Here is a 10,742-nt window from a genome sequence, read left to right as displayed (position 1 = left end):
CAATCAATTCAGATTGGTGAGTAATCCTGCCCGTTACCTTAATGAAATTGAATGGAAATATAGTTAGACGCTTATCTAATTGTAATCGGCTCATGTTCTTATCCTTTACGGCAATCGGTACAAGTTCTTGTCTTCGATTAGTGACAAGAACTTGTACAGATAAAACAAAAAAGCCGCTAAATTGGCGACTCTCAATGGGGCTATGTTCTTGTCCTCGGACATATGGTAAACCTTTTTCCCCCATATGCCCCGCCGGGAGATTTGCACTAACGGTACCTTGTTCCGAACCACTCCCGCTACAGCCTCCGGGCTCCAGCAAGGGACGTAATTGCAATGCGTTACGGGAAGAGTCTAGGTACAGGGTCTGACGCGCTATGCGTACTAGCGAGCGATTCAAGTCGGGGTTACTATAAATTTTACTGGGTTATTGATCGATACTGCTTCTTGGATTTGCTCTTTGTTCAGCTTACTCACGTGTTATAATTCCTATCTTCTATAACCGTATTAAATAGTGTCAACGGAATCTCCGAAAAAAAGACTGAATGTCAGGGATTAGAAGATCCGGTGCATCCATTGCGGCAAAGTGGGTTCCGCGCTCAAATTCTGACCATTGCACAATATTCGTGTTGTCACGTTCAGCAAAGCGTCTTATAGATTTGAAATCATCTCCGAACACGGCCACTGCTGTCGGTGTCGTATTCGGTCCCTGCGGCTCCTGACTGTGGCTGTGCGCGTTCTCATAATACAAGCGAGAAGATGATTCCGCCGTATTGGTCAACCAATACAAGGTGACGTTCGTCAGAAATGCGTCCCGGTCGATAAAATCCACATGGTCACCAAAGCCACAAAATAAATCGGCAATCCAAGCAAGCTGACCTGACGGCGAGTCTGTTAGCCCATAGGAGAGTGTTTGCGGGCGTGTGGATTGAATCGAATTAAAGCCTGCCCGTTCATGGAAATTGGCAAGGAATTGAAGTTTTCGCTGATCTTCTTCCGTTAAGTCAGCCATCTCTGCCGGATCTCCGGAAGGGAACGAAAACAACTGCAGTACATGAATGCCGCGAAGACCCTCCGGCTTCTGAATGCCGAGTTCTCTGGATACAAGTGCACCGCAATCGCTGCCGTGGGTACCGTATTCCTTATATCCCAAACGCTTCATTAAGACATCCCATGCTTTTGAAATACGAGCGATATCCCATCCCGATTCAAGAATTGGCCCTGAAAACCCAAATCCAGGAACGGAAGGAATGACTAAGTGAAACGCTTGAGCCGGATCACCACCGTGATTGCGCGGATCGCTGAGCGGACCGATGAGTTCCAAGAACTCGACAATCGAGCTAGGCCATGCATGGGTAAGCAGTAGTGGAAATGCGTCTGGTTCTGGCGAACGAACATGTAAAAAATGAATGTTGGCACCATCGATATTCGTAGTGAATTGAGGATACTCATTCAGGCGAGCTTCGAATTTACGCCAATCGTATTCTTTCTCCCAATAGAGTGCTAATTCTTTCACATAATCCAGCGATACCCCATATTTCCAGCCCGCTTCACCTAACTTTTCCGGCCAACGAGTCCGAGATAAACGATACCGAAGGTCTTCTAGATCGTCTTGCGCTACGGAGATACGGAACGGCTGAATTTCTGTGCTTTCCTCGGAAATAACAGGTCTTGTATTTGTCATGTGAACTTCCTCCTTTAAATGTTTGTTTTGCTGATATACTCATAATAATCCATGAACTCTGACTACATTATGTCAGGGTTCATGGGTTAATAACCCTTTTACAAAGCGAATTCATTTCAATTACATCTGCTCCTCATGCTAACGCGTTAAACTATGGGGCACCTATGGGCATTAAATCATATACACCACATATTGGAAAAATCCTGCCCGTTAGTTGAGAAAAAGCAGCCGACCCAAAAGCCGGCTGCCTCTTTATGTCTTCAATGAGCTAACGTTTCCCGTTATTCAGCGCTATCCATTTATTTGAATACTATAGAAAATCGTGGATCAACGAAAATCCATTGATGATCCGCATCTGACTATCTTTCAGAACATCGCGAGTCCAATTATCCGGCTGACGCAAATCCCAGCTCCGGTACATATCAACGAATACAATTATTTCGCGAATCTTAAGGAAGAGTGACAATTGATCCTTTTACTTTTCAAAAAAACTTATCAGATTTAAGCAAGAGGTTCCATCTGAAAAAGAAACGGTAGGACCTGCATCTAAAGTGCCTAAGTGCCAGACATACCACCTTCACGCGTTGAACCCCCTTGCAATTAACTAGTTTGTTCACCATGAACATTCAATATCATGATATACACTCAAAGATATTTCAATCTAAATTACGAGACAAAACATAATTCAAACTAAAAAAAATCCGCGTAAAACGCGGACTTAAATGGATATGTATGTTCTTTCCTCTTACATGAATACTATGCAAGTGGCAATATAAACTTTTCTATCTATTATTGAGCCCGCTGTCGTCCTTAGTCGTGCGATTGTAGACGACGGTTTCTTTGGTGCCGTCCGCGTATTCCAGGTCAACTTCGTCGATACGGATTGAATCCAAAGCACCTTGATACGTGAAGAGCTCAAACACACCGAGTTCTAACCCCGGTATGACCGGACCGACATATTGAAGATTGAAAGAGTTCTTTCCGGAGTGCTCGTCATACGAAGGGTCTCCTACGGGATTAAATGTGCTGACTTTCACGGTATAGTAGTTGATCGTTTTGCCGGTCAAATTATCGACGAGCCACGTCAGCGTGATACCGTTCGCTGAATTGACACTGTATCTGAACTCTCTTGGGTCGCTGAAACGATTCTCCGCTGTCACTCGGGTAGCTTCGGGTTCGTCGTTGGCCGTTTCGTTACCTCCTTGATTCTGAGCCGTGGAATTCGTTGCGCCTTTTTCGCCATCTCCGTTGGAAGGTTCGTTTTCGGCATCCACTGTTTGCCCAGCTTTAACTATAGTTGGTTCACTCCGACTATAACCCAAGTCTTCCGAGAAATACACACCGCAGCTGAACGCGATGATGATAGATATTAGAAAAGATAAAAAGATATTCAATTTTTTAGCCATGCTGATGTCCTCGCCTTTTCCGTTATTTGTTTTATAATAGCAGATCTAGGTCCAATAGAACAGACAAAAGTAGTAATATCGAACTATGATTATATAGTAAGACCTAACTCGCAACTTGATAACATAAATAGAAAAAGCCGCTTATTCAGCGGCTGCTTATGTTACTATGTTTTTGTCACCCGACAGTAGCCAAGATCTTCCTCCAGGAACATCGCAACAGCCTAGCGCTTGATTTCGATGTCATATGTTTTTCGGATTTCGCCCATGAAAAAAATCCCCTCCAAGAAGACTTTTATGCGCATTTTACACACTGTCTACTTAAAGGGGATCATATCAAAATTGCGGCTTCTTTAGTTTACATGGATAATGACTAAGCCAGATCCTCTCTATCCATTGAGCTGGGCATGAGTTGGTTAGATATCACTACTGAAGATCGGGTTCCAGGCTCATATTAGGGATCTGTCTCAAATGATCGTTTACCTTGTCCACCTTCCATGCTCCATTAGCATAAATAATGTGAGCTTCCCGATCAAAAACATAATGCAGCTCGCCCGTTAATATATTTCCTGGAATGTAGGATTGAATAAGCATCGCGCTAGTATTGCTTGCATAGTTTACCGTTGCCGTATTCATATCAAAATTCATTTCTTTAAAGTGAAGTCCTTCCTGCTCTATGATTTGCTGAATTAGACGATCCGTAAAATAAGGTTTGAAGTAAGCGCGAACCTGTTTCACTTTCGATAGATCAGATGCCTCGTTCAATTTCTCCGATAACCGCGCAATACGAGTATCACTTAGTCGTTGGTTGGTAGGTACTTGATACTTCGGCTTCATCAACTTAACGACGACTTGCTTGCCATCAAGGATAACGGTGGCTTCTTTGGTTTTCTGATCCCACTTCACATCTGCTCCCATGGTTTGGCTAACGAACCTTAAAGGTACATAAGTTGTGTTTTGGATGAGCTCAACCGGAGCATCAAAATCAACGCGGTCCTGGTTTACTAAGGCCCTTTTGAATTGAACCGCAAGTGTGATTACAGTTTCGCCTTTGGTCAATTGAGCCGTTTTTTGAAATTGGTTCCATTTCACATCGATACCCATGTTCTGAGATACTGCCCGTATTGGGATCAGCACTCGATTGTTCTTTAGAATACCATGCTCGATTACTTCATTGCCTGATGCTTGTGTTGGAATGACGTTCGCAAGAAAAAAGATCATAACCGTCGATATGCTAATCAATAACTTTTTCAAATGGCCTCCCCCTCAAATCAGCCCTAATTTATTCCAGTTCTATTCATTTAGACGTCCTATTCCATGAAAAAGTTGCCCAAAATGAACGGAATACCTATTTCCGCTTCTCCCTTGCGAGAGATAGAAATTCCGTCTTGTGTTATCGCGATGCCAAGTTCACGCAAAGCTTCTTCCGGAGAATAGGCAGCTCTGCTGCCTGCTGCCTGCCGTCTCCCCGCATACCGCCGATATAAGCAGATGGCTTCCCGGCTCAAGATCTGCCAGCAGAGTCGTTAGCTCTACCCTTTCGTACCGTTTCAAGCCATAAATACCGCTTCGGCCAAGCGCATGGTTGACCAACAATCCCAGGCTGCCTGTTCTCTCGATGTGTTGATCTTGTCCCGTTTCCTTATAATTTTCCGCCATCACCAGATTCGGATAGGCATAACCGAGGGTAAGCACGCCGGTCCTGTCAAAAAGGTATCTCACGCCTAACGAGCAGAGCGCGAGTAAAACACGTCCCCGTGCATATGCTGAATTCTGCCCCAGTGGGCGGGATTCATCGTGTCTGGTGAGCGGTTCTCCAGAATGGCCTGGTACAGTGCCGTCTTCTCTTCCAAATGGGCAACGTGCTGTTTGGCTTCTTCGAGCTTAGCGAGCGCAGCTTCTTTATGCTCCATCATGAGTCTGTAGCGTTGTGGAATGGTAGAATCCCCCTCGAGACATAAATCGATATACATTTTTATGACATCGATCGGCATCCCGGATTGCTTGAGGCATTTGATGCCATGCAGCCAGTTGATCGATTCTTCGTCGAATAATCGAATATTATTCTCATTGCGCTGTACGCTTGGCACTAGAGCTTTATCCGTATAAAAGCGCACGGCGTGCTCAGTGAGCCCCGTGATTTGAGCGGCTTCTTTGACCGTATACATGTGGAATCCCCCTTGGAAAAAAAGAATAAGAGCCTCTTGCCTTCGTGTAACACGAAGGCACTATGCTTATTGTAACGCAACTTTGTCGTAATCGGAATTCCCGCTTCAGTCCCCGATGTTGGGGATACGCGCCGGTTGCTGTTATACATTTGATCAATAGGAGGAATCGCAATGCAAACTGTAACTTTGAACAACGGTGTGAAAATGCCAATCCTAGGCTTCGGTGTCTACCAGATTCCCGATGCTGATGAGTGCGAAAACGCGGTGTACGAAGCGCTGTCGGCCGGTTACCGCTTGATCGACACCGCCGCCGGTTACCTTAACGAGGAAGCGGTCGGACGCGCGATCAAACGCAGCGGTGTACCGCGTGAGGAGCTGTTCATTACGACCAAGATTTGGGTTCAGGATGCCGGCTACGAGAGTGCCAAGCTTGCATTTGCAAAATCCCTGAAGAAGCTGCAGCTTGACTATCTCGATCTGTACCTGATTCACCAGCCATTCGGCGATTACTACGGCACTTGGCGCGCGATGGAAGAACTGTACCGTGACGGCAAAATCAAGGCCATCGGGGTCAGCAACTTCATGCCCGATCGTCTGATGGACCTCATTGTGCATAACGAAATTGTGCCCGCCGTCAACCAGATTGAAACGCACCCGTTCTACCAGCAGACAGAGAGCGCTGCTTTCGTAAAAGAGCAGGGCGTGCAACACCAGTCGTGGGCGCCGTTCGCTGAAGGACGAAACAATATGTTCGGCAACGAAGTGCTGACCTCGATCGCGGGAAAACACAACAAATCCGTCGCCCAGATCGTATTGCGATGGCTTGTTCAACGAGAAGTTGTTGTCATTCCAAAGTCAGTACGGAAAGAGCGAATCGTCGAAAATTTCAACATTTTTGATTTTGAGTTGGGTGCGGACGATATGGAACACATTTCCACCCTTGATACTCGGGAGAGTCTATTCTTATCGTACCGCGATCCCGGAGTCGCCAAGATGATGGGCAACTGGAGAGTCGAACTGTAAACCTTGGTCCGGTTTCTCCATTTAGAAAGGACAGGGCCGGAACTCCTGTCCTTTCGTGTTGTAAACTCGCTTGTCCTTTAAACTCATTCACTTATTGTCCTCGACTCGGGACAAGAACTTGTACCGATAAAACAAAAAAGCCGCTAGATTAGCAACTTTCAATGGGACCATGCTGTCCCCCGACAGGTAATAATTGAGTCGCATATGCGGCTCTTTTTTTCTGTCTATAAGCCATGCACTGCTAAGGGTTCGCTCTCGATCTATCGGTTTCCGATTAACGATATATCTACGAACTTCGTTCACACCTTTTCTTAGAGACGCACTCAATTTCCAACGTTTCCTGATTGAACGTTATGGTGTTATGAAAAATCTCGCTGTAACTAGTATTTATCCCAACCCTAGTTCCGTAGAAATCACATTATCGTCATATAAGGTTCTAATTACTTCCTCTCTATTGTTTATCAAAACCTTTAACCACTCATTGAAATTATCCATGATTCCATACAATCTGGGGTTGTGACTATCGAAATAAGCAACTTTGTATTCTTCATTCTTCATCTGGCTCGCAATGAAACACCATGCATTTCCATTATGATCTAGAGAAAACGGGATTAAAAGGCCTATTTCCACTGATCCACCCTCTCTAATATTAATCATTTTATGAGTCTCAACGCTCGTCATTCTTTGTAAAGAAAGTCTCTGAATCGATAAGATTTGTTTGTTTCCATCTCCTACTGCGCTTACTTCTTGAATCATGTACAGAAATGCGCCATTGCTAAACTGTGATACAAAATCACAATAGGATTTTGGTAGTTTGTAATTCAAAGCATTTTCAGTTTTTTCTATATCTTCTTTCGATGCTACTTCATATGTTTCGTGAATCTCTTTTTCTTTAACAAGGGATTCTAATGAGGTATTGTCCATACATTCTAGAACTCTCCTTATTGCATTTTTGACTTCGCACTATCATTCTATGTACCTTCGTGAATCATTCCATATGTAGAGTATTCACGAAATTATTGAACTACCCTGCCCGTTAGCTTAAAAAAAGGAACAGCTGCCTACAGGCGAACTGCTCCATGCTATTTTAAATTAACGTGTCCCGTTAGTGTAAAACAACTTCATTTCCTTACCATTAGAGAATGACCTAGAAACCAGCTGTATAATTCCGGATTATCGTATGTTTCTGTCCAAGAGTTGTGATTCGATTCAGGATAAATTGTGAAAGAGACATTTCCGCCGTTTTCGCGAAGTGCGTCTACCATTTTTTTTGATTCAGCAATGGGCACTATATCATCCTTCGCGCCATGGAATGCCCAGGTGGGTGTTCCTATTAGTTCATGTACCCGGTTGGGGTTACCTCCACCACATATTGGAGCGATAGCTGCGAACCTTCCTGGATATTCTGCTGCTAAGTGCCACGTCCCATAACCACCCATGCTTAGCCCCGTCAAGTATATCCGATGTGTATCTACGTTATAGTTTGCAATGATCTCATCTACTAATGCCATCAATCCGTCTTGTTCAGCATTCCAAAAAGAATCCTCCGGGCATTGAGGGGAGATCGTAATGAATGGAAAAGAAGGATCGCGTTCTGCTATCATAGGAATTCCATGTGCTTTAACCAACTCCAGATCATCTCCACGTTCACCTGCCCCGTGAAGAAATAAGATTAAAGGCCACTTAATTGAGGATTCTTTTTCATGTTGATCTGGCAAATGTAAGAGGTATTTCATCCGCACTCTTTTAGTTATTTCTTTTTCAAATTTATTTGCGGTTTGACTCATCGTATCTCCCTCACTTTACTGATATCTCCCATAGGGGGTAAAAATAGAATTCCCCATATTTCCCGGAATTCCTTCAGTTGCATTAAACTGCCCGTTAGTTGAACAAAAGCAGCCGATCTCGTTAACGGCTGCCTTCTTGTCTTCTATTGAACTAACGTTTCACGTCAGTGCAATGGAGTGCAGGTGCAGCTGTCAACCGGCAACTGTTCGATGTTTAAATGAATAGACGTGAAACTAGTGAGTCAGCCTCGTGGTTATACCCTAATAAACGAAGATCATTGGCAATTCGGTCAATTAAAGTTTTATCGCCAGAGCAAGTATGTTGAAGATGGCGAACGAGTGCTAACATTTCTATAGTTTCATTAGACACTGCTGGCATAAATTGTTTGGTACCAATTGAATCTAGAGTATTTACAGTTACTTGGAATGATCTTTCTATACGAAGATTGTTTATATAGGAAAAAGGCTGTTCTATAGGCAAAATGTTGAACCTATTCTTTACTTCATTTAACACTTTTCCTTTTTCGAACTTCCACCGATCATGATCAAACCATTCTGAATTACTTTCCCTACTTTGTTCTTCTTGGAGATGACTTAAGTATCGATCTTCATTTTGGAATTCGTTCCATGCTAACGATTCATTGTAAAAGTGAAGTGAAAAAAAATCATTTATATTCTTCGCAACTATACGAACACGTTCATGATCCATAGGAGACACTCTAATAACTAAAGCCTCTTCTAAATCTTTAACTACTCCAAAATCTGTTAGGAGCGCAAAGTGTACACCGTCTCCACCAGTGCTGGCAAATGGAATGCTGTCTACGGGAGTACAGAAGTAACCATCATGACTATAATCTAATCCGAGGAAAAGTCCTGATGGGTTTTCTAGATATGCAACCTCATGTGCAAAAGAACCTTCCCATTCCACAAGTTGTTGCAGCAATTTAGGTGCCTTGCAATTGGAATTCATATTACACCTCACTATGTAATTGATAATTAACTATTTACCAGTATATCAACTTGATAACATAAATATTTAAAGCCGCATAATCAGAATCAGCGGCTTCTAATGTTACTATGTTTTTGTCACCCGACAACACGGCCGGCCCCTATGAGCCGGATGTGTTGAGTCAGCCCTTCCCCTACTTTAGTAAAATACGATGCTCCAGGTTAATGAATACTATTATAAATGCTTTTAAATTCATGAACAAAGTCAATCGGCAGCATAGGATCATCAGAAGCGGCTACTCGTTGAAGCTCTTTTAACCTGTTCATTGATTCTTCATCCAAATTTGACATATCGTTTGCTTGATGAAAATAAACATACAGCAATACATGACGAAGTTTAATAGAATCTTGTAAATATACTATTTCTTCTTCTTGGATTGTATTTTCCTTCAGATATCCTTTCATAAAATGGCGGAAAAACAATTTATAATACTCCGTTTTATTCTCAAATTCCTTAAACGGATAAAAAAGTGCATAATACAATGTAATCCCAATATCGTTTACGAAATACGTATAACTGCAATCATCGAAATCGAACAAATAAATGTCGCCGTTATGCAGATAAAAATTACTTTGATGAAAATCAGTATGAGTCAAACCGTATGTATCTTTGGACTTGGGCAGAGAAGTAAGTTTTGATAATCTTTCTTTTAGAATTGAAATCATTACATCATCAGGTCGCAGGTACTTCTCCGCCTTTAATTGAACTTCTTGGTCCCAGGCTTGTCGTTTAAACGCCGGATTACTCCATTCGTAACTCTTTGTGGCATGATGAATTTTCCCCATAAATTCGCCCCATTTTTCGTAAAGCGATTCATTCCAATCTTCATCCGACACTTCTTTTCCAAGAGCCATTTCGTATGAAATGGCTAGGAACGAACCAATTTCTGCAGCAATTTCTTCAACCATATTACCCCTGGTCGATGGAACAGCATTTGAAACTGCCAGTCCTTTATTCGACAAATAATTTAAAAATTCAATTTCACCCCGTGTATTATTTCTCGATCTTCTAATTGTATGTGAGATTTTTAATATGAAAAATGCGTTGTTTTTCTGGTATTCATAAACAAAGCTTTCATAACCGCCCAATGAACGAACAGTGTCTTTATTAATGTCATATCGCTTTATTGCTTCGGTAAGGATCTCATCAGTGAATTGCTCTTCAATTTCTCGTATCATTTTCTATACCTTCTTTCATTCAACACATTTTCGCTTCATTCTCACTCTTCCCTCTGTAACCGTTCATCCCTTCTACTTTGATACTAGCGTCTTCGCTAAAATGAAAAAGCACGCAAGCCCTCCTCAAATCGATCACCTTTATCTTCCGTATAAAAATTGAATTATCCTGCCGCTTTGCCTAATGAAATTGCATAGGAATATAGTTTGATACTTATCTAAACGGCAATCGGCACAAGTACTTGTCCTTGGCTATGGACAAGTACTTGTACCGATAAAACAAAAAAGCCGCTAAATTAGCGACTTTCTTTGGGACCATGTTCTTGTACCTCGACAATATCAGTAATATGTCCCGTTTTGTGCACAGTACCGACCACCTCCCCTGCCTCGCCTTAGCTGTGACGCGTAGGGGTTCGGCACATTGAATGATATAAAACCTGTCCCTTATACACCTCTTCGAGCCCACGAAGCAGCACTACAGCTCGGATGTACTATT

At 42.7% G+C, this 10,742-nt stretch carries 11 protein-coding genes; 1 reads left to right on the top strand and 10 read right to left on the bottom strand.

What is annotated here, in order from left to right; translation table 11 throughout:
- From RB298_RS19830 to RB298_RS19805, 6 genes are all read right to left on the bottom strand, one after another.
- A partial coding sequence (locus RB298_RS19830) for a hypothetical protein (RefSeq protein ID WP_486048180.1) occupies positions 1 to 244 on the bottom strand: 244 nt, incomplete at its 3' end.
- Between the two features lie 270 nt (positions 245 to 514).
- Complete coding sequence (locus tag RB298_RS19825; RefSeq protein ID WP_277745854.1) at positions 515 to 1,681, bottom strand: epoxide hydrolase family protein; 1,167 nt, start codon at positions 1,679 to 1,681, stop codon at positions 515 to 517.
- A gap of 782 nt (positions 1,682 to 2,463) precedes the next feature.
- Entirely contained in the window at positions 2,464 to 2,955 is a 492-nt protein-coding gene (locus tag RB298_RS19820) for a hypothetical protein (protein WP_486048178.1), read from the bottom strand.
- Between the two features lie 555 nt (positions 2,956 to 3,510).
- A complete protein-coding gene (locus tag RB298_RS19815; RefSeq protein ID WP_486048177.1) occupies positions 3,511 to 4,338 on the bottom strand; it encodes a copper amine oxidase N-terminal domain-containing protein in 828 nt (275 codons plus the stop codon).
- A gap of 156 nt (positions 4,339 to 4,494) precedes the next feature.
- Positions 4,495 to 4,779: a hypothetical protein gene (locus RB298_RS19810; RefSeq protein ID WP_486048176.1), complete on the bottom strand. Its 285-nt coding sequence runs from the start codon at positions 4,777 to 4,779 to the stop codon at positions 4,495 to 4,497.
- Positions 4,780 to 4,808: 29 nt separating this feature from the next.
- Positions 4,809 to 5,252, bottom strand: a complete 444-nt coding sequence (locus tag RB298_RS19805; protein ID WP_192571856.1) for a MerR family transcriptional regulator — start codon at positions 5,250 to 5,252, stop codon at positions 4,809 to 4,811.
- A gap of 171 nt (positions 5,253 to 5,423) precedes the next feature.
- Here RB298_RS19805 and RB298_RS19800 point away from each other — a divergent pair, with 171 nt between their 5' ends.
- Entirely contained in the window at positions 5,424 to 6,275 is an 852-nt protein-coding gene (locus RB298_RS19800; RefSeq protein WP_375119851.1) for an aldo/keto reductase, read from the top strand.
- Between the two features lie 387 nt (positions 6,276 to 6,662).
- Here RB298_RS19800 and RB298_RS19795 read toward each other — a convergent pair whose 3' ends face one another.
- The 4 genes from RB298_RS19795 to RB298_RS19780 form a co-directional block, all read right to left on the bottom strand.
- Entirely contained in the window at positions 6,663 to 7,199 is a 537-nt protein-coding gene (locus RB298_RS19795; RefSeq protein WP_375119852.1) for an SMI1/KNR4 family protein, read from the bottom strand.
- Between the two features lie 197 nt (positions 7,200 to 7,396).
- The gene (locus RB298_RS19790) at positions 7,397 to 8,062 is read right to left on the bottom strand and encodes a carboxylesterase family protein (RefSeq protein WP_486048174.1); all 666 of its coding nucleotides are present in this window, start codon (positions 8,060 to 8,062) and stop codon (positions 7,397 to 7,399) included.
- 214 nt (positions 8,063 to 8,276) lie between these two features.
- On the bottom strand, positions 8,277 to 9,032 hold the full coding sequence (locus RB298_RS19785) for a hypothetical protein (protein ID WP_375119854.1): 756 nt from the start codon (positions 9,030 to 9,032) through the stop codon (positions 8,277 to 8,279).
- A 200-nt stretch (positions 9,033 to 9,232) separates the two neighbouring features.
- Entirely contained in the window at positions 9,233 to 10,249 is a 1,017-nt protein-coding gene (locus tag RB298_RS19780) for a phosphotransferase enzyme family protein (protein ID WP_486048172.1), read from the bottom strand.
- Positions 10,250 to 10,742 lie beyond the last annotated feature (493 nt).

Source organism: Priestia sp. BR_2 (assembly GCF_041954005.1).
GTDB classification, from domain to species: domain Bacteria; phylum Bacillota; class Bacilli; order Paenibacillales; family Paenibacillaceae; genus Paenibacillus_AQ; species Paenibacillus_AQ lautus_A.
Note: the sequence above shows the minus strand (reverse complement) of the source record. Positions and strands in the feature narration are given on the sequence as shown.

Excerpts from the sequence above, each read along its gene's own strand:
- RB298_RS19825 (WP_277745854.1), bottom strand. The coding sequence starts at position 1,681 with ATGACAAATACAAGACCTGTTATTTCCGAGGAAAGCACAGAAATTCAG.
- RB298_RS19805 (WP_192571856.1), bottom strand. The coding sequence starts at position 5,252 with ATGTATACGGTCAAAGAAGCCGCTCAAATCACGGGGCTCACTGAGCAC.
- RB298_RS19800 (WP_375119851.1), top strand. The coding sequence starts at position 5,424 with ATGCAAACTGTAACTTTGAACAACGGTGTGAAAATGCCAATCCTAGGC.
- RB298_RS19795 (WP_375119852.1), bottom strand. The coding sequence starts at position 7,199 with ATGGACAATACCTCATTAGAATCCCTTGTTAAAGAAAAAGAGATTCAC.
- RB298_RS19790 (WP_486048174.1), bottom strand. The coding sequence starts at position 8,062 with ATGAGTCAAACCGCAAATAAATTTGAAAAAGAAATAACTAAAAGAGTG.
- RB298_RS19785 (WP_375119854.1), bottom strand. The coding sequence starts at position 9,032 with ATGAATTCCAATTGCAAGGCACCTAAATTGCTGCAACAACTTGTGGAA.
- RB298_RS19780 (WP_486048172.1), bottom strand. The coding sequence starts at position 10,249 with ATGATACGAGAAATTGAAGAGCAATTCACTGATGAGATCCTTACCGAA.